We start from the raw sequence: 19221 nt of genomic DNA on the forward strand, positions 1-19221 counted from the left end.
GTAGTTTGTCCGCAGGGTTTTCGTATTTTTTTAAGAAATTACGCCTTTTTTAAAAAGATTACGCTTTTAAAACTAAGTCTCATTATTTTTAGTAAGTGTAAGGTCTACCATGGCGTCATTAAATACTGCTGTTGCAGAACAACAGCAGCCTGTAAACTCAAAATTTCGCGTACTTACAGCCAGTCTCGTAGGTACCACAATCGAATTCTTCGATTTTTATATTTATGCGACTGCTGCAGTCATCATTTTTCCATATTTGTTCTTTCCAGCAAGTACCGATCCGATGACCGCTACAATTCAGTCATTAGCAACCTTTGCAATTGCCTTTATTGCACGCCCGATTGGTGCTGCACTGTTTGGACATTTAGGTGATCGTATTGGTCGAAAAGCCACCTTAGTTGCCGCATTGCTAACCATGGGGCTTTCAACCGTATGTATTGGCTTGCTACCAACCTATGCACAAATTGGAATTGTTGCACCATTACTGCTTGCACTCTGTCGTTTAGGTCAAGGCCTCGGCTTAGGTGGTGAATGGTCAGGTGCGGTCTTGCTTGCCACAGAAAATGCACCTGAAGGTAAACGTGCTTGGTATGGTATGTTTCCACAGTTAGGTGCACCGATTGGCTTTATCTTGGCAACGGGTTCGTTCTTGACACTCGGTCATTTCATGTCTGAAGAAACATTCATGACATGGGGTTGGCGTATTCCATTTATATCAAGTGCGCTACTGGTGATTATAGGACTGTGGATTCGTTTACAACTCCATGAAACTCCTGCGTTCCAGAAAGTTTTAGACAAGCAAAAAGAAGTTAATATTCCATTTAAAGAAGTAATCACCAAACACTGGGGTATGCTGATTTTAGGCACTATTGCTGCCATCTGTACCTTTGTTGTGTTCTACCTCACGACGGTCTTTGCTTTACAGTGGGGCACCAAACAACTGGGTTACACTCGTGAACAGTTTTTACAACTTCAATTGGTCGCAACACTCTGCTTTGCTGCGTTCATCCCTTTATCTGCAGTATTTGCAGAAAAGTTTGGTCGTAAAACAACGTCTATTGCTGTATGTATTGCTGCGGCATTGTTTGGTTTAGTGTTTTCCAGCATGTTGGAATCAGGCAATACCTTTGTTGTATTCTTATTCCTATGTATTGGTTTATCTATCATGGGTTTAACCTATGGGCCAATTGGTACCGTGCTCTCTGAAATTTTTCCAATATCGGTTCGCTATACAGGTTCAGCACTGACCTTTAACCTTGCTGGCATCTTTGGTGCTTCATTTGCGCCATTAATTGCAACAAAACTTGCAACCACTTATGGCCTACATGCTGTAGGTTACTACCTCACAGCTGCATCCCTTCTGTCTTTATGTGCATTCTTAATGATCCGTGAGACCAAGAATGATGATGTAAACAATCAAATTTGACCCTAAGTTTGATATTTGAAACCAGCACACAGATGCTGGTTTTTTTATACCAATGCTTTAACAAACGCTACAAAAACCACCTTTAAAATTGCGCATATAACTTCAAAAATAAAGGTGAATACTGATGAATAGGACACAGAAATGGATGAAAAAATAGAACAACTCACCAATGAACAACTCCTCGACGTCATCGTATTAGTTGAAGAAAACAAAATCATTCAAGCCATCCAATACATCGCAACACACACGGCTTTTCAATACGACGATGCCCAAGAAATCGTCACGGAGCTCACAAAACGTCATGATGCAGCACTAAAAAGTATGTATAACCACGAGCAACTTTACTCAGAAGATATCTCAACTGCAGAGTTAACAATAAATCGTCTTACTCCTCCGAAATTAACTCTCAAAGAAGATCAAACCCTGCAAAAATCACAACATAAAGATGTGAATAATAGTGACGTAACCCGAACACAAGGTATTCAAGCCTTACAGCCCAAAAACCACAAGCTGTGGATGATCTTGGCTGTGGTCATTTTGGTTTTAAGCTTTATTTTTTATTGGTTCTAGCTGAGCTTTAGATTAGCTCAATGATATCAATGGTCGGTGGGACCCGGAAGCGAAACGGTACACCCACCATACCTGTACCCACCGTAACAAACACATCTGCGTGTTCATGACGGTACAGGCCTTTCTTGTGCCCCAAGATCGACACCTTTTTCATCACAAAATCCGTTAACCACGGCAGTTCAACTTGGCCGCCATGCGTATGACCTGACAACATTAAAGGACGTGTTGGTAAAGAAGGCACCATATCGACCGTGTCAGGATTGTGCGATAAAATGACCCATGGCTTGTCCTGCGGTAAATGTGGCATAAAACGCATATCTGCCTTACCTGCCCACAAGTCACCGACCCCGATTAAGCGAAACTCATCAAATTCAACAATCTGCCCCTCTATATCAATGACATTGTTGACCTTCAAAGCATGTCTTAACAGGTTTTGAATCGGGGGACCTGGATACTGTTCATCATGGTTACCATTGACCGAATAGACGGGTGCATTAATTTCGCGTAGTACCTCTAACTCTTCCGCCAGTGTATTTTCAGGTTCATAGGTCCAGTCTCCAGCAATCACCACCAAATCAGGCTTTTGTTCATTCAGCCGTTTAACAATGGTTTTTAACTGACGTTCATGACCTGAAAACAAACCAATATGTAAATCGGCAACCAAAGCAATACGAACAGGTTTGAGTAATTTATAGTCCTCTTGGATTTGATACTGCATGGTTTTAACATGGACAAAATGCGGCTCAATAAAACGTGCATAACACAATAAGCCACTCACTAAAAAGACAAAAATTGCTTCATGCCATGAGTAATAACCTTGGATACCTGCGTATAAACTAAAGAAAAATAAAGGAATCAGTAAATAAGACAAATAAAAAGCCAATAAATGCACAAAGGCTTTAAACGGATGAATCGTCTCCGTATTGGTTTGACTGATCCATGCTTGATACACTGCCCAACCGGCAAGCAAGGCCATCGCAATATAAAAATAGAACACGACGGATTGTGTATTTAGCATAGACATTTACTCACAAACAGTTCATCAAGAACACATAATCTTCTGTTTATCTTTTCACAGCTCAGAATTATACTCAAACCAAATTTATAGACTTTATGACGATGGAAAAACCACACAGCGCAGTGAAGCGCGCTCTACCCCGCTCAACGTCGACTCAGCAAGGTGCTAAACTACTTTTACTCAGCTGTATGGTGATCTCTGTTCCTGCCTGTAATACTTTGCCCAAACAGATTCCGCAGCCTCAAGTTTATGCTTTTGATCAAGCCACGGACCAAACCAGCTTAGCCAAAATTGTACTACCACTCCGTGAGCAAAATCCGGGATTGACAGGTTTCCATATTCTCTATAACCCACTCGAAGCATTAGCAGCGCGCATCCATCTCATTGATAAAGCAGAAAAGACTTTAGATCTACAATATTATATTTGGGATAATGACCGTATCGGCGCACTGGCACTTTATTCAATATTGAAAGCGGCAGACCGTGGGGTCAAGGTTCGGTTACTGATTGATGACAACAATGCCAAGAAAATGGAAGGCATTTACCTCGCACTCGACCAACACACCAACATTGACATCAAACTGTATAATCCCTATCGCTTCCGCCACTATCGCGCGATGGATATGATGCTCAATCTCAAACGCATTAACCGTCGTATGCATAACAAAAGTTTTATTGCTGATAACCAAATCGCGCTGATTGGTGGTCGTAATATGAGTAACCAATATTATAATGTCAGCGACAATTACCAGTTTTCCGATGTAGATGTCATGCTTGTAGGTTCGGCAGCAGATGAAATTGTGCACTCATTCGATGAATACTGGAATGATGATTATGCCTTTCCAGTGCGTCAGATCGTCAATGCCAATCATTACAGCTTACGCTATGAAGGCTTAAAAACACAGTTGCAACAGCACTATCAAGAAGTGACGGTACAAAATTATCTGGATCTTGCCAATCGTTCACAAGCGTTTGAACACTGGCTGAACGATAGTATCCAATTTGACTGGGTCAAGGCCGAAGTCGTAAAAGACTCACCAAGTAAAATCAAATCCCGAGCTAAAAAAGAAGAACATCTCAACTTCCAGTTGCAAACCCATCTAGAAAAACCAACAGATAGCATCGACATTATCTCTGCCTATTTCGTTCCTGAACGTAAAGGCAAAAAACACCTTGCCAACCTTGCGCAAAGTGATATCCAAGTCCGTGTACTCACCAACTCATTCAAAGCCAATGATGTACCTTTGGTCCATGCTTTCTATGGAAAATACCGCCAAGACTTACTAGAAAATGGTGTACAACTGTATGAATTCTTAGCAAATCCTGCGGCTGAAGCACTTAATGAGAACAATGAGGAAATCTCGAAAAAAGCCAAAGTCAGCATCAAAGGATTAAGCCGTTCTAGCCTGCATGCCAAGCTTATGACGATTGATGAAAAACAAGTTTTTATTGGCTCGTTTAATTTTGACCCACGTTCTGCCAACTTAAATACCGAAATTGGTGTTTTACTCAACAGCCCGCCTTTGGCAAAGGCTGTGCATCAAACAATGGATCAAAATTTGAGTAAATATGCCTATAAACTGGTTCTGGATGCCAACAAAAATATTAACTGGCAAATTAAGCAGGCCGATGGCTCAATCAAGACTTATACCACAGAGCCGAAAATGAACTGGTTTAAACGTGCAGGTATTAAAGTCATTTCATGGCTCCCGATCGAAGGCTTTATGTAAGCCTTCAACTTCCCATCGCGCTCGCTTGAGGTTTCAATACCTTTTGGTGTAAGTCAGCCAAGCCTTGCACCATCTTTTGTTGTACCAAGGCTGTTAAGCTATCGACTGTATGACCTGCAGTACAAATTGCAGGTAATGCAACAAGATGTGCTGTAACTTGAGGCATCTCCAAGACTTTTTGGACGTGTTCGGCAAAACCAATATTACCAATAAAAGGCGAAACTTGGTCGAGCCCGCCCTGCTGATTGACATAACAAATTAAACAAATTTGGACATCGCGCTGTGCTTCAATTGCAGCCCCTAAAATACGCCCATGGACTTTTTTTACTTTAGAGCCGTCAGTAGTTGTCGCTTCTGGAAAGAACAGCACAGGAATGTCTTGTTTTAAAAATTCAGTAATTTGTTCACGGATCTTGATTGAATCCCCCGACCCACGTTGGATAAACAAGGTTCCACCACTTTTTGCAAGTTTGCCAAACACAGGCCATTTTTCAATTTCAGCTTTGGCTAAAAAAAACACCCGTGCGCCAGAACCCAAAACTGCCACGTCTAACCATGAAATATGATTACTCACCCAAAGTGCAGGTTTACGTGGAATATCGCCATGGACATGCACATCAATGTTAAAAACTTTGCAGAGTCGACGACAAAAATACTGCACGTAGCGGGTATTTTGAGGATTATTAATGTCTTTATACAAGCCATGTCGATAAACCAAATAAAAACCCTCAGAAACGGCACCGAGTCCCGTTACTAGCTTCTTGCTATACAACGCAAGTTTTGAGAGTCCACTTAATGATGTTGTTTTTATTTCAGTATTTGATTGCATAGAGGATTCACTTGGCACAGCTTTATTCAACAGTTAATCATTGATTACAACTCATTCTATACTGATCTTAACTTACTTGCATTGATCATAAAAACCGAAAGACTAGATGATTATTTTCAATTTTAATCGTTTAAATAAATTAATTACAATAATTCAATCGAAATATCAAAACAAGGTTCTCCCATGAATGATCAAATGAATCCTCCTGCTGCACCCTTAAATCCCGTTCAAGCATTTAAATTTATTCTTGGGTTAAGCATCTTATACTTTGGAAGTTTGGTTCTTTTGGTACAGCTCTTTCGCACCATGTAAAGCCACGCTATAACTATTTCGCTCAAGCTGAGTAAATTCATCTACACTAGAGCTTTCTAGGTGCGAGATTATATTGAGTGGAATATTTTGAACAGAAACAAGGTGGCGAAAAAACGATTTTAGTCAGTGTTGCCATCCACATTCTGGAAGATCTTGATGCAGAAGAGTTTCGCTTACTTGCCAAGTCGGCAGGTGCAGAAATTCTAGAGCATATTCACGCTCAAAGATTCAAACCTGACCCTAAATATTTTATTGGTTCAGGCAAAGCTGAAGAAGTAGCAGCACGTGTGGAAGAGCTAGAAGCAAGTTTGGTGATTATTGACCATGCACTAACCCCCAGTCAGGAACGCAACCTGAGCCGCATTATCAAATGTCGCGTCATTGACCGTACCCGCCTTATTTTAGATATCTTTGCACAGCGCGCACGTACTCATGAAGGTAAACTTCAAGTCGAATTGGCTCAACTCGATCACTTGTCTTCTCGACTAGTCGGTACAGGGATTAGTCTCGATAGCCAAAAAGGTGGGATTGGGCTTCGTGGACCAGGTGAAACTCAACTCGAAACTGACCGTCGTTTACTTCGTGTTCGTGTAGGACAACTTAAAGATAAATTAGAGAAAGTACGACAAACGCGAATCCAAGGTCGTGCAGCACGCCAAAAAGCTGCTATTCCAACCGTTTCTTTAGTCGGTTATACCAATGCTGGAAAATCGACTCTATTTAACACCCTCGCCAAATCTGATGTTTATGCCGCAGATCAGCTATTTGCAACCTTAGACCCCACTCTAAGACGTTTAGACTGGGATGGTATTGGCCCTTTGGTCTTAGCCGACACTGTAGGCTTTGTACGTAACCTTGCGCATGCCTTGGTCGAATCTTTTAAAGCGACACTAGAGGAAACCTTAGAAGCCAGCCTACTGCTGCATGTAATTGACTCCAACAGTCCAGATTTGATGGAACAAATTGAAGCCGTTGAAAAAGTGCTCAAAGAAATTGGAGCCGATATTCCTATCCTTCGTGTTTATAACAAAATTGACCAAAGTGCTGAACAAGCCAAAATTATCTATGCTGAACCCAATGTCCCTGAGCGTGTTTATGTGTCAGCACATACGGGCGAAGGACTCAATCTACTGCGCCAAGCAGTACAAGAATGCTTAATGGGACAAATTCAAAACTTTGACGTTCTGCTCAAGCCAGCCTATGGCAAATTGCGTAATCAACTGTACGCCCTAAATGTGATTCAATCTGAAAATTATGATGATGAAGGAAATCTTCACCTACAAGTGTACATTGCACCACATAAACTGGAACAACTGATTAAACAAGCACATTTACCAATTGATGAAATTTTAGGTTTGAAAGCAAAACAATTTCATCGTGAACTCGAAGAATTTGAAATCAAAAACTAAATCGGTTAAAACGTGATAAGTAAAATGTTAATGACAGAACAAAATGGAATGGATAAAAACGGTTGATTGGACCGCATGGATCGGCACGGTTGCCCTCATCGTTCTCTTTCGAGAATCTGCTGTATGGGTCACGGGGTACTTTGGGCACCCCGAAATGGGCAATTTACTTGGACTGATTAGTTTATTGATCGTGCTGTTAGGTTGGCGGAAATTCAAAAAAATTCCAGCACGTTTGGTCGATACCAACAATAAAATCATGAAAGAAAGTGCTTTCGCCTTTCTGCCCATTAGTGCAGGTTCCTTGCTGATGATGACCCATTTAGGTCACGAAATCCCAATGTTTTTGGTGGTGCTGTTTGTCAGCACACTTATCCCACTTTGGGTTTATGCCAAAATGTCTAAGAAATGGCTTTAGGAGAATGCTCATGATTCCCATCATTTTCGGTTTTTTCCTGACTTTAGTTGCTTATTTACTGGCAAAACCAATCAATAAAAAGTTGCCACAGATTCCAATTATTGTGATTGGCATGTGTTTTGTGATTGCACTTCTCTTCCTCCTCAACATTCCTTATGAGCAATATATGGCGCAGGTGAATCCTGTTTTTAATCATTTGCTCGGTTATGTCACTGTTGCACTGGCTATTCCTTTAGCGTCCATGCGTTATGACGACCTTCCTCTCAAAGCAGTAGTTGGCATCTTAGTTTTTGCAAGTATTAGTGCGGTCGGATTGCCTATGGGTTTGGCTTATTTACTGCATTTATCTGATCCGACCATCATGGCTTTTGCCACACGTGCTGTCACCACTCCAATTGCGATTAATATCGCAACACTCCTCCATGCACCCATCAGTCTCGCGATTTTAATTGTGATTTTATCTGGAGTCATCGGTGCCGCATTCTCTCCACTAATTTTAAAACATATCAATGATGAACGCGCTTCAGGGTTAGCACTCGGTCTTGCCGCACATGCTATTGGAACAGCCCAAGCATGGCAACGAGGCAGTATTGCAGGGCGCTATGCTGCCTTTGGAATGGCTGTCAATGCGGTATTTACAGCAATATGGTTACCGTTGTTTATTCTATACTTGCAAAAAATGTGATATGTTCCTCACATAAACAATTGTATTGTTTAAAAAATCAACTTATGATGAGTTTGTCGTTTATTAAATGATAAAAGGATTTTGTTCATGAGCAAATTGACACTTGCAATCGCACTCGCTACATCTGTCATTGGCAGTGCAGCTTTTGCTGAAGATATTAGCGGTACGTGGAAAAACATTGATGACAAAACTGGATCATCGAAAGCCATCCTAGAAATCCGTCAAGAATCAAACGGGACCTATACCGCTAAAGTTGTTAAAGTGACCCCTCGTCCAGGCTATACCCCCAAAGAACATTGTATCAATTGCCCAGCACCATATACCAATAAACCCATTTTAGGCATGGATGTCATGAAAGGGCTCAAACACAATGGTGATACCAATTATACAGGTGGAAAAATTATCGACCCGTTGTCAGGAAATATTTACAGTTGCAAAGCAAAACTTAGCTCGAATGGTAAACGTTTAACACTTCGAGGATATGTGGGCATATCTGCACTGGGTCGTAGCCAAACATGGATCCGTGAATAATTGCGACTTAATGCTCGCTAACGTGTGGCTATCATCTGTAAAATCATACCATGTTGAGATTTAACAGCTAAACGATGAGTAAATTATACATTTTCAAAACTTAGACTGATCATTTTAAATTCAATGAATAATAAGGTTTCAGCTAAGTCTGTATGATTTTTCCATTTTTTTAAAAGGCATATGCCTATTCTATATCCAACGACCATAAGCAGTTTGCCTTATGCTAACTGCTTATTTTTCTGTGTCTTGGATATTTTTGTGAAATTATAGAGAACCTTATATGAAAAGTAAGTTTTTTATCGCGGGATTAACATTGTCCATGCTTTGCGGGGGAGCATTTGCACAGGACTTAACAGGGACATGGCAACAAATTGATGATAAGTCAGGCTCGCCGAAAGCCATTATTGAAATTCGTAAAGAGTCCAATAACACCTATACTGGAAAAATTGTTAAAATTACGCCACGTCCTGGATATACACCTAAAGAATTTTGTGTAAATTGCCCATCGCCTTATACCAACAAACCCATTTTAGGCATGGATATTATTAAAGATTTGAAGCACGTGGACGGCACCAACAACTATGAAAAAGGTCGTGTGATTGATCCATTATCAGGCAAACTCTATGATGCCAAAATGAAGCTGAATGCCACAGGAAAGCGACTTTCCCTACGTGCATACATTGGTGTTTCTGCCTTAGGTCGTAACCAAACCTGGTTAAGAATCGACTAAGAATAAAAAAGCCACGAACTTCGTGGCTTTTTTAATGCATGGGCTATTGAACTGGATTATCAACGGCAAATAAGCTCTCATCTTCTAAACGATAAGCCATTAATTGATGCCCCCAGACACAACCGCCATCTACGTTTTGAATCGAGTCCGAAATAGTTTTGCCTTGTAAAGCGGCCCAGTGACCAAACACAACTTTATGGGTTTGCGCTGCTTGCGAAGCGAATTCAAACCATGGTTTGAACCCTTCAGGCATTGGGTCGCTGAGCGAGTCTTTAAAACTAAATTCCAAACGCCCAGCACTATCGGTTAAACGCATACGGGTCAAATAATTCACGATACAGCGTAAACGCGCGTTGCCCGTGAATTTATCCGACCATAAGGTAGGTTCTTTGCCATACATGTCTTTTAAAAAGGCATCGACAACATCAAAATCATCCGCTGCAATGACCGCCTCAACTTCTGCCGCCAAAGCAGCTGCCTGTTCTGCTGTCCAGTTAGTTGGAATGCCTGCATGCGTCAGAACTGTCGTTGCATTTGGAAACACACACAAGGGTTGTTTCCGCAACCAATCAATCAAATCATCACTATCAATCGCATCAATCACATCACGAATGTTATCTTTATCTTTGATTGTTTTAATGCCCCGTGCAGCCGCCAGCAAAGTTAAATCATGATTGCCTAAAACTGTTGCAGCAGCATTACGCTCTACTAATTTTTTAATAAAGCGTAAAGCACCCAATGAGTTTTCACCACGGGCAACCAAATCCCCTGCAAACCAAATAAAATCTTGGTCAGGATCAAACTGAATGGTCTTTAGCAAGGCTTTCAGTGCTTCAAAACAACCCTGCACATCACCAATGACATAATTGTATCGAATCTCTGCACCTGCCACCTTAAGCCACCATTTGATCTGCTAATGCCACAAATTGAGCCAGTGTTAAAGTCTCTGGGCGCGCCATCGGATCAACACCTGCTTGTTCAAAGCCATCTTCAACCAACATACCTTTTAAGCTATTACGCAAAGTTTTACGGCGCTGGGTAAAGACATGCGATACCAACCGTGCCAAAGCTTTTTCATTTTTTGCCACAATCGGCTTAACTGCATACGGCTCTAAACGGAACACCGCAGAAGTCACTTTAGGTGGTGGGTTAAATGAACCCGGCGGTACTTCAAACAAGAACGTAGGTTTACAGAAATACTGAATCATCACCGACAAACGACCATACTCTTTGCTATTTGGAGCAGCCGTAATACGATCCACCACTTCTTTTTGTAGCATAAAGTGCATGTCTTTAACTTTGTCACCAAACTCCAAGAGGTGAAACAAAAGTGGCGTCGAGATGTTATACGGCAAATTACCCACAACCCGTAAAGGGCGACCATCTTCAAATAGATTAGTGAAGTCGTACTTCAGTGCATCCGTTTCAATAATGGTTAAACGTTCAGGATGTGGCACACGGCCCGGTAAACCTGCCGCCAAATCACGGTCTAATTCGACCACCGTGAGTGCGTCACATTCGCCAATCAATGGAGAAGTTAAGGCTGCCAAACCCGGGCCAATTTCCACAATGTTATCACCTGAACGGGGTGCAACTGAACGTACAATCTTGGCAATCACACGTTGGTCATGTAAGAAGTTTTGCCCAAAACGCTTACGCGTATGGTGCCCTTCATCTTTAGGGTTTAAGGCATTAATTTGATACATAAAATTTTCCAACGTGAGTTAATCACTGAACATTAGTGACGAGCTAATTCTAACGCTAAATCAACAGCGACCTGTAAGCTTGAGCTTTTCGCAAGGCCTGTGCCTGCGAGGGAGAGAGCTGTGCCATGATCAACTGAGGTACGAATAAACGGCAAGCCCAAAGTAATATTAATGGCTTCACCAAACCCTTGCGATTTTAACACAGGTAAGCCCTGATCGTGATACATCGCCAAAACAGCATCGGCATCTTTTAAGTTTTCAGGGGTAAATAAAGTGTCGGCAGGCAAACTCAGGCTCATATTCATGCCTTGAGCACGGTAGCTTTCTAGCACGGGATTAATCACCTCAATTTCCTCCATCCCCAAATAGCCATCCTCTCCTGCGTGTGGGTTTAAGCCACACACTAAAATATGCGGATGCTCTTTTTTGAATTTGCTTTTTAAATCTTGAATTAAAATATCAATCACTTGATGCAGGCGCTCTTTGGTAATTGCATCAGGCACAGCTCTCAAAGGTAAATGTGTAGTCGCTAGCGCGACACGCAACGTCTTGGTTGCAAGCATCATCACCACACGTTCCACCCCAGCAAACTCTTGGTAGTATTCGGTATGTCCACTAAAGTGAATGCCAGCATCATTGATGACTGACTTTTGTACAGGTGCAGTTGCAACACCTACACTTTTCCCTGACATGGCATAATCGGCCGAACGTCGTAACTGTTCTAAGACATAGGATGCATTGCTTGGGTTTAATTCACCTAATACCACAGCTTGGTTCAAGGGCACATGTTCAACATAGAGCTGTCTCGGAGCCGATGACGTCTTTTGCCCTACATATTCAATGAGTTCTATGTCGATTCCCAATTTCTCTGCGCGCTTAGCTAACAAGTTCAGATCCGCCAAAACAACAATGGGGCGTTCATCTACCCGCCCTGCAAGGCTCAAACAAATATCTGGACCAATTCCAGCAGGTTCGCCACTGGTGACATATAAAGGAAGCATAGCTAACTCAAATAGAAGGCATGCAATATTATACAACGTATATCAAAGCACATCATGTAACGATGAACTCAAGACCTATCTATCGGCTGACATATTTTAAGCATGTCGATATGGCTCTTGAGCTAGAAGACCTTCTGTAGAAAATGAAACAGTGAAACTTGTTTAATCGAGCGATTTCAAAATTGAAGCAGGGAAATTTGGTACTTTATAAAGAAAACTCACCCACTCTTGGACAAATTTCCAACTGTCACTTTTATAAAATTCATAAGCAATATCATATCTTAGATTATAAAAATATGTTTCAAATTTGATAATAGCGCCAACTCTCCGCTTTTATTTTCGATTCACTCCAATTTCCTCATGATTTAAATAAAAGAATAAACTTTAATCTCTTCCTTTATAGTGCGGAATATCGTAAAATACGGCACTTGAAATTTCATATTTTCATTTGTGATTCCGAACAACTTCGTTTAGAATCGCGTCTCCTTTTGTTTGGACAGATTCCATAGTCCAAACCAACTATAATAGGTAGTGGTTTAATGAAAACTCTCAGCGCTAAGCCTGCTGAAGTTCAACACGACTGGTACGTTGTTGATGCTTCTGGCAAAACTTTAGGTCGCCTTGCGACTGAAATCGCTCGTCGTCTACGTGGTAAGCACAAGACTTCTTATACTCCTCACGTTGACACTGGCGATTATATCGTTGTAATCAATGCTGAAGAAATTCAAGTGACTGGTAAAAAAGCACTTGATAAAAAATACTATCGCCACACTGGCTTCCCTGGTGGTATCCGTGAGACTAACTTTGAAAAGTTAATCGCTCACAAACCAGAAGCAGTTTTAGAAAAAGCTGTTAAAGGTATGTTACCAAAAGGTCCTCTTGGTTATGCAATGATCAAGAAAATGAAAGTGTATGCAGGTACTGAGCATCCACACGCTGCTCAACAGCCACAAGTTTTGGACATCTAAGGGATACAGCACATGGCTACTAATTATGGTACAGGTCGCCGTAAGACCGCAACTGCACGTGTTTTCTTGTCAGCTGGTACAGGCAAACTCGTAATTAACAACCGTACTCTTGAGCAATACTTCGGTCGTGAAACTGCTCGTATGGTTGTTCGTCAACCTTTAGAGCTTCTTGAAGCTACTGAAAAGTATGACCTTTACATCACTGTTGCTGGTGGTGGTATCGGTGGTCAAGCTGGCGCTATCCGTCACGGTATTACTCGTGCGTTGATCGCTTCTGACGAAACACTTAAACCTGCTCTTCGTCAAGCTGGTTTCGTTACTCGTGATGCTCGTGAAGTTGAACGTAAGAAACTTGGTTTACGTAAAGCTCGTAAACGTCCTCAATTCTCTAAACGTTAATTCGTTTACCGAATCGGACAAAAAGCCTTGGTTTATCCAAGGCTTTTTTTATGTGTCATTTTCAACTTTAAAGTCCATGCATTCTGCTTTATTCGTATGATATCCCTCTAGTTACATATTTCAGCTTATTTTAAAAATTGATGATCTTTAGGAAGTGGTGCATTACACGGCTCATCCGTTTGCTCATCGACCATTTTCACAGCTCCATCATTATAAACAGTGACCTTACAGCCTTTTACCGTATATTCTTGCTGAATACCGCCATACATCTCATCCTCAGATACAGAGGTAGCGACATCACAGGCTTCATCAGTAATACAAGCGGCATATTCAGCAGTCTGCGGCACTACATCTACTGATTCGGCTATATCTTGATTTTGAGCATAACTATTTGAGATAGAAGTCATTAATACAATCACTGCGATCAATTGAGTGATTCTGAGCATTAGTTGCATAGTTTTATCCTTATCTTTAATTTTTTCCAAGTTATTCGATTGTATAAGCATATTAAAGTTAAGATGATTTTATTGGCTATTTTTAGTATTCTAACCGATTCACTTCACCTAGTTTCTTGAAATATGTCTGTCGAAACTACTCCGCTTCAAGGAATTACGCTGTATAGCCATGCAGATGATTTTCGCTCCCACTGGATTCGTTATGTACTTGCAGAGAAGCAAATCAAATACCATCTGGTTTTAAGTGATGCAGATGATGAAGATCTCGCCAGCTTAAACCCTTATAATCAGCTGCCGATGTTGATTGAAAATGATTTAAAACTATTTAATGCCAATATCATTTCCGAGTATTTAGACGATCGTTATCGTCAAAACAAGCTCTATGCCGACGCGCCTATGCCTCGTGCGGAACAGCGTCAGTATATTTGGCGCTTTGAACAAGATTGGTTAAAGCTTGCCGATATGATGCTACGCCATCCAGATACACTCGATGCACAAGCAAAACTGAAAGCACAAAAAAAACTGAAAGATACACTCATTTCCCTAACACCATTGTTTCAGCATTTCCCCTATTTTATGTCGGAAAGCTTTAGCATTTTAGATTGCATGCTCGCGCCCATCTTTCTGCGCTTAAACAGTATGGGTGTGCATTTACCCAAACAGCAATGTCGCCCAATTTATTTATATTGCCAACGTATTTTTAGCCGCCCTGCATTTTTAAAGTCTTTAACTTTGCAGGAGAAAAACCATTATCAATCTGAATTTAAACAGCCGTAGAGAATATTATGTCTGATCAAGAATTAAACCTTACGCCGACTCGTCCATATTTAGCTCGCGCCATATATGAATGGATTTGTGATAATCAGCTGACACCACATTTATTGGTCGATGCAACCCAGCCCAATACTCTCGTTCCTGAACAATTTATTCAAGATGGGCAGATTGTCTTAAACATCGTCCCGCATGCCGTGCATGCGCTACATATGAGCAACGATGCGATTACCTTCTCTGCACGTTTTGGTGGGGTATCTCGTGATATTTATGTCCCCCTTAATGCTGTGATTGGCATTTATGCCCGTGAAAATGGACAAGGTTTATTCTTCGACCCATCTGAATATGAGGGTCATACCCAAAATGAGCAAAATGCTTTAAAATCAGAGCATGAAGAAAAACCTGAAGCATCTAAGAAAAAACCAAGTCTCAGACTATTAGATTAATAAAATGGAGTAAGTATATGGCTTTTGATTTAGTACAATATTTTTCAGAACAGATTAAAATTCAAAAGCCTGAGCTTCTGAATAAATTTCCTCACGAAGAACGAAATCAGTATCTAGCAGAAGCCAATACACTCGCACTAGGAAAACTTATCACGCTTATCCGTAAAGATGGCGCGAAACTTTACCACGAAATTCAAACTCAAGATCACCTGTATATTCAGGAACTTGCTCGACATCTTACCACCTCACCTCACAATGTATCTCAGCTAGCCAAAGCAGACTTAGAACATAGTCTAACGGAAATGCTAAGCCTTCAGTTTGCTGAACTAAAACAACTTGATGAAACAGGTAATTTTGGTGAACGAGGTATTCATGAACTTCTCGTGGGTCAAGTTGAACACCTTTCAGGTCAAGCAGACGACTGGATTTGGACAACAAATGACCTAACAGAACTGATTGGCTCTAAACCAATGCCTGAAGAAGAGCTATCATTAGAAGAGACGATGAAGGAGTTTAATCAAATGGTAAATCAACACACAACTGACCACCAAGACCACACACATAGCCAAGCAACTGAAGTAAACACAACACCAGTGTGGGCTAAAATCCTTGAACCAGTGGTTGCTGTTATTATTCTATGGGGACTCTACTGCGCAGCCTCACAAATGTTCATCTAAATGATTAAAGATGAGAGATGCTCTAATTCAACGCATCTCTCTGTTTTTAAATTAGAAATATTTATTCAATCTTCTTAAATTAATCAGAAAAATAGATCTTGTCCTCAACATTATATGGCTATTTTTAAAATTTACATTTCCTTACACTTGTAAATAAATTAAGCAATTTTCTATTCAATTGCAAATTCAATCAAAATATTTTAATTGAAATGTCAATAAAATCACAAAAAAACCAGTAAAAACTGACTAAAAAGCTCGGATTTGATCGCCAATTCCTTTTCCATATTTGTAGCTCAATTTATTTCTATTGATAATTTTTTCACGCCGTCCATATAATGAAATCGACTTGTGAAACAACAGGTTAAAAGGATTTTCTAAAACTCATATAATTGAAGAGAAAAACTATGGCTAGAGTCTCATTAGAAGCATTAGCAAATATTGATGGTTTCTATGCAGCAGCATTGGTTGACGGAGAAAGTGGTTTAGCTCTCGCGACTCAAGGCGGTGGAAGCATTGATTTAGAACTCGCAGCAGCAGGCAATACCGAAGTCGTTCGCTCGAAACGTCGTGTTGCACAAGCCTTAAATTTAAATGATACGATTGAAGACATTCTTATCACTTTAGGCAAACAATATCACCTAATCCGTCCATTAGAAGGCAATGACAAGATTTTCTTATATCTTGTACTTGAACGCTCTAAAGCCAACCTTGCAATGGCACGTCATGAACTTAAAGGATATGAAAAAGGCTTAGATTTTTCTTAATTTGAATTACCCCCTTTTTCATCATTATGGGAAAGGGGTTGTTTGTATTGCCCTCTTCAACCTTTTAAATTAAAGACATACTATGAATAAGCAATATATTAATATTGCGATTACTGGCCTAAGTTCGAATCATTCAGAAGAGCTTAAAACACAGCTACGTAATCTCATTCCTCAAGAGTATAAAATTAACTGGAGTTCTGCTGCCGACCCAAGCATTGATTGCTTATTCATACATGAAAATTTTTATGACACAGACAGCATACAAAAAATCATACAAAGCCAAAAATTCCCTTGGCTGAAAATTACCAAACGCCAACAAGGGCAAAACCTGATTCATGAAAATACGCTTTCTTTACCCATTATTCACCATGAAAGCTTATCTAATTGGATTCTACAACATCTACTCAATACACCGATTGAAACTCAATCACACGCACTTACTGAAGCTGACACACAATATAAAAAAAGCCCTTATAAATTAGAATATTTCAGTAAAATGCTAGATCAAGAACGAAACTCAAAACTCCATCTCTTTGACACATTAGGCACTATTGCAATTATTGATGTACAGAACAATATTGCATGGCTCAATACGACTAGAGAACAAGATTTCACCGAATTAGGCTTTGACTATGATATTGCCAGCACCAGCAACTTCATGAAAGTCTCACGGAAGCAACCACATATACTGAGTGATTGGCTATGGCAGTTTTTTTGGAATTCTCCATTATTTTTAAAAGAAATCGCACCTGAGGATGGTCATTTTAAAATTCATATGTGGCCTAAACCTAGCCAGAACTTGGATAGAAAATACATTTTCCAACTTTCAAGTTGTTTTATACAAGGTGGAAAGATTTCCAAAATTTCAATACAACTTGATTTACCTATAGACACAGTACAACGCTTTATTGCAACAAATATTGCAACAAACAACCTCTCGAGAATCAATATCTGGGATAAGCACTACAATCCCCCAGAAACACCACAAGTTTCAGAAGAATCAAGTTTCATTAAAAGTTTTTTTGGAAAGCTAAGAAAAAAATTAGGCATATAGGAAAAGTGTATGATTTTACAACGCTTTAAAATCGTTTTTGCAGGTGGTATGGGTGCAGGAAAGACAGAGGCCATTCGCTCACTTTCAGAGATTCCTGTACTGCAAACGGAAGCTTTTAATACTGATGTACAACGCCATAGCAAACTAGAAACTACTGTTGGAATTGATTATGGTGAAATTACACTCGAAGAAAACCTCACTATTGGCCTGTATGGCACACCTGGGCAAAGCCGTTTTGATTTTGTTTGGTCCGCTATTACCAAAGGAGCAATCGGTGCGGTTATTCTTATTGACCACCATTCGGATGGTCCTATCGAAGAATTAGAGAACTATTTAGAAACCTTTCAGAATTTTACGGATAATATCGCCATTGGAATTACCCATACCGATCTTCATTCTGAATCAGGTAAATCTACAAATATTTATAAGGAATGGCTACTTGAAAATGAGCTCTTTTCTCCTCTTTTCTTTATTGATGCACGAAACAAAGATGATGTACTGCTATTATTAGAAGCTTTAATTACTTCGATCGAAACTAACTCAAATATTACAAATTAACCCTCCGTGAGGTTTTATATGTTCACATTGACACAAAACCGTACTGCACCCGAAGAGTTAATTGAATTTTCAAAAAATGTAATTCAAGATATTCTCATGAATGTTCGCGGTGTCAATTACGTTATGCTCTGTAGCACTGATGGTTTTGAATTAGCACACGTTTATAAAAAAGATGGTTATAACACGACTAAACTTGCGGCTGTCAGCAGTTCAATTTTGGCTATGGTTGCTGCATTTATGCATGAAATTCACCTTGAAGGCTGCCAATCAATTACATTAGATGCAGATAATGGTAAAGCCATCTTAACCTCTATTCCCTCTTCAAAGCATCCTATGATTATCGTGACTTTAACCGAAAAAGATGTCTTACTTGGCCAACTTCTCTATACCTTAAAAAATTCTGGTAATCGCATTATGCAATATTGACTTAAAAATCAACCAAAAACCAGATACTGATAAGACATCAGCATTAATCAATGACAATAAATTCACTATTTCACTAACTGCATAATAAAAAAAGCCCCCTAACTTAATCGTTAGGGGGCTTTTGAATAATGAGCTGGCGATGACTTACTCTCACATGGCAAACGCCACACTACCATCAGCGCTAAGAGGTTTCACTTCTGAGTTCGGGAAGGGATCAGGTGGTTCACTCTTGCTATTGTCGCCAGCACAACTGTTATGGACTTGTTCGGGTCTTATTTCAACTGTACTTACAGTCTATGCCTTACTTCGTTCCAAATAGAATGCATTAACAGGTATATTTG

At 40.2% G+C, this 19221-nt stretch carries 24 protein-coding genes and 1 rRNA gene; 18 read left to right on the top strand and 7 right to left on the bottom strand.

All coding sequences use genetic code 11. The features are described from left to right. Window positions 1-109 precede the first annotated feature (109 nt). Window positions 110-1426, top strand: a complete 1317-nt coding sequence (locus B9T36_RS07365; RefSeq protein ID WP_086208848.1) for an MFS transporter — start codon at window positions 110-112, stop codon at window positions 1424-1426. Window positions 1427-1567: 141 nt separating this feature from the next. After that, the gene (locus tag B9T36_RS07370) at window positions 1568-1996 is read left to right on the top strand and encodes a hypothetical protein (RefSeq protein WP_086208849.1); all 429 of its coding nucleotides are present in this window, start codon (window positions 1568-1570) and stop codon (window positions 1994-1996) included. A 7-nt stretch (window positions 1997-2003) separates the two neighbouring features. Here the strand turns inward: B9T36_RS07370 and B9T36_RS07375 are convergent, their stop codons facing one another. Continuing rightward, window positions 2004-3014, bottom strand: a complete 1011-nt coding sequence (locus tag B9T36_RS07375; protein WP_086208850.1) for a metallophosphoesterase — start codon at window positions 3012-3014, stop codon at window positions 2004-2006. Between the two features lie 188 nt (window positions 3015-3202). Here B9T36_RS07375 and B9T36_RS07380 point away from each other — a divergent pair, with 188 nt between their 5' ends. Then, complete coding sequence (locus B9T36_RS07380; RefSeq protein ID WP_228146985.1) at window positions 3203-4744, top strand: phospholipase D family protein; 1542 nt, start codon at window positions 3203-3205, stop codon at window positions 4742-4744. Window positions 4745-4748: 4 nt separating this feature from the next. On the opposite strand, the gene B9T36_RS07385 is transcribed toward B9T36_RS07380, so the two are convergent. Next, entirely contained in the window at window positions 4749-5573 is an 825-nt protein-coding gene (locus tag B9T36_RS07385; RefSeq protein WP_086208852.1) for a lysophospholipid acyltransferase family protein, read from the bottom strand. A gap of 183 nt (window positions 5574-5756) precedes the next feature. Between B9T36_RS07385 and B9T36_RS19325 the strand changes: the two genes are divergently transcribed. The 6 genes from B9T36_RS19325 to B9T36_RS07410 all read left to right on the top strand — a co-directional run bounded on the left by B9T36_RS19325 (window position 5757) and on the right by B9T36_RS07410 (window position 9655). Beyond that, window positions 5757-5885, top strand: a complete 129-nt coding sequence (locus tag B9T36_RS19325) for a hypothetical protein (RefSeq protein WP_265733398.1) — start codon at window positions 5757-5759, stop codon at window positions 5883-5885. 77 nt (window positions 5886-5962) lie between these two features. After that, complete coding sequence (gene hflX, locus B9T36_RS07390; protein ID WP_086208853.1) at window positions 5963-7294, top strand: ribosome rescue GTPase HflX; 1332 nt, start codon at window positions 5963-5965, stop codon at window positions 7292-7294. Window positions 7295-7337: 43 nt separating this feature from the next. Next, a complete protein-coding gene (locus B9T36_RS07395) occupies window positions 7338-7709 on the top strand; it encodes a hypothetical protein (protein WP_086208854.1) in 372 nt (123 codons plus the stop codon). A 10-nt stretch (window positions 7710-7719) separates the two neighbouring features. Continuing rightward, window positions 7720-8394 (top strand): LrgB family protein, encoded by a 675-nt coding sequence (locus tag B9T36_RS07400; protein ID WP_086208855.1) that lies wholly within the window; start codon window positions 7720-7722, stop codon window positions 8392-8394. A gap of 87 nt (window positions 8395-8481) precedes the next feature. Continuing rightward, window positions 8482-8925, top strand: coding sequence for a DUF2147 domain-containing protein (locus B9T36_RS07405; RefSeq protein ID WP_086208856.1), 444 nt, complete (start codon window positions 8482-8484; stop codon window positions 8923-8925). Between the two features lie 280 nt (window positions 8926-9205). After that, entirely contained in the window at window positions 9206-9655 is a 450-nt protein-coding gene (locus B9T36_RS07410; RefSeq protein WP_086208857.1) for a DUF2147 domain-containing protein, read from the top strand. Between the two features lie 43 nt (window positions 9656-9698). On the opposite strand, the gene B9T36_RS07415 is transcribed toward B9T36_RS07410, so the two are convergent. From B9T36_RS07415 to pdxA, 3 genes are read right to left on the bottom strand one after another with little or no spacing between them, the layout of a single operon-like run. Then, window positions 9699-10547, bottom strand: coding sequence for a symmetrical bis(5'-nucleosyl)-tetraphosphatase (locus B9T36_RS07415; protein ID WP_086208858.1), 849 nt, complete (start codon window positions 10545-10547; stop codon window positions 9699-9701). 1 nt (window position 10548) lies between these two features. Beyond that, window positions 10549-11361 carry a 16S rRNA (adenine(1518)-N(6)/adenine(1519)-N(6))-dimethyltransferase RsmA gene (gene rsmA, locus B9T36_RS07420; RefSeq protein ID WP_086208859.1) on the bottom strand — a complete coding sequence of 271 codons (813 nt, stop codon included), beginning with the start codon at window positions 11359-11361 and terminating at the stop codon, window positions 10549-10551. Window positions 11362-11393: 32 nt separating this feature from the next. Next, window positions 11394-12362, bottom strand: coding sequence for a 4-hydroxythreonine-4-phosphate dehydrogenase PdxA (pdxA, locus tag B9T36_RS07425; RefSeq protein WP_086208860.1), 969 nt, complete (start codon window positions 12360-12362; stop codon window positions 11394-11396). A 539-nt stretch (window positions 12363-12901) separates the two neighbouring features. Between pdxA and rplM the strand changes: the two genes are divergently transcribed. Together rplM and rpsI are read left to right on the top strand one after the other, a co-directional pair. Next, window positions 12902-13330, top strand: a complete 429-nt coding sequence (gene rplM / locus B9T36_RS07430) for a 50S ribosomal protein L13 (RefSeq protein ID WP_004695096.1) — start codon at window positions 12902-12904, stop codon at window positions 13328-13330. A 12-nt stretch (window positions 13331-13342) separates the two neighbouring features. Then, window positions 13343-13729 carry a 30S ribosomal protein S9 gene (gene rpsI, locus B9T36_RS07435; protein WP_086208861.1) on the top strand — a complete coding sequence of 129 codons (387 nt, stop codon included), beginning with the start codon at window positions 13343-13345 and terminating at the stop codon, window positions 13727-13729. Between the two features lie 125 nt (window positions 13730-13854). Here the strand turns inward: rpsI and B9T36_RS07440 are convergent, their stop codons facing one another. Next, the gene (locus tag B9T36_RS07440) at window positions 13855-14184 is read right to left on the bottom strand and encodes a hypothetical protein (RefSeq protein WP_086208862.1); all 330 of its coding nucleotides are present in this window, start codon (window positions 14182-14184) and stop codon (window positions 13855-13857) included. A 123-nt stretch (window positions 14185-14307) separates the two neighbouring features. Between B9T36_RS07440 and B9T36_RS07445 the strand changes: the two genes are divergently transcribed. From B9T36_RS07445 to B9T36_RS07475, 7 genes are all read left to right on the top strand, one after another. Further along, entirely contained in the window at window positions 14308-14961 is a 654-nt protein-coding gene (locus tag B9T36_RS07445; RefSeq protein ID WP_086208863.1) for a glutathione S-transferase N-terminal domain-containing protein, read from the top strand. Window positions 14962-14969: 8 nt separating this feature from the next. After that, window positions 14970-15401, top strand: coding sequence for a ClpXP protease specificity-enhancing factor (locus tag B9T36_RS07450; RefSeq protein ID WP_086208864.1), 432 nt, complete (start codon window positions 14970-14972; stop codon window positions 15399-15401). A 17-nt stretch (window positions 15402-15418) separates the two neighbouring features. After that, window positions 15419-16078, top strand: coding sequence for a hypothetical protein (locus B9T36_RS07455; RefSeq protein WP_086208865.1), 660 nt, complete (start codon window positions 15419-15421; stop codon window positions 16076-16078). A 404-nt stretch (window positions 16079-16482) separates the two neighbouring features. Then, the gene (locus tag B9T36_RS07460) at window positions 16483-16842 is read left to right on the top strand and encodes a hypothetical protein (RefSeq protein ID WP_086208866.1); all 360 of its coding nucleotides are present in this window, start codon (window positions 16483-16485) and stop codon (window positions 16840-16842) included. Window positions 16843-16924: 82 nt separating this feature from the next. After that, entirely contained in the window at window positions 16925-17896 is a 972-nt protein-coding gene (locus B9T36_RS07465; RefSeq protein WP_086208867.1) for a hypothetical protein, read from the top strand. 9 nt (window positions 17897-17905) lie between these two features. Further along, entirely contained in the window at window positions 17906-18454 is a 549-nt protein-coding gene (locus tag B9T36_RS07470; RefSeq protein WP_086208868.1) for a GTP-binding protein, read from the top strand. Between the two features lie 18 nt (window positions 18455-18472). After that, the gene (locus tag B9T36_RS07475; protein WP_086208869.1) at window positions 18473-18880 is read left to right on the top strand and encodes a roadblock/LC7 domain-containing protein; all 408 of its coding nucleotides are present in this window, start codon (window positions 18473-18475) and stop codon (window positions 18878-18880) included. A 131-nt stretch (window positions 18881-19011) separates the two neighbouring features. On the opposite strand, the gene rrf is transcribed toward B9T36_RS07475, so the two are convergent. Beyond that, window positions 19012-19126: ribosomal RNA gene (gene rrf, locus B9T36_RS07480) — 5S ribosomal RNA — on the bottom strand. Window positions 19127-19221: the final 95 nt, after the last annotated feature.

The sequence above is a fragment of the Acinetobacter sp. ANC 4204 genome, assembly GCF_002135205.1.
Classification (GTDB): domain Bacteria; phylum Pseudomonadota; class Gammaproteobacteria; order Pseudomonadales; family Moraxellaceae; genus Acinetobacter.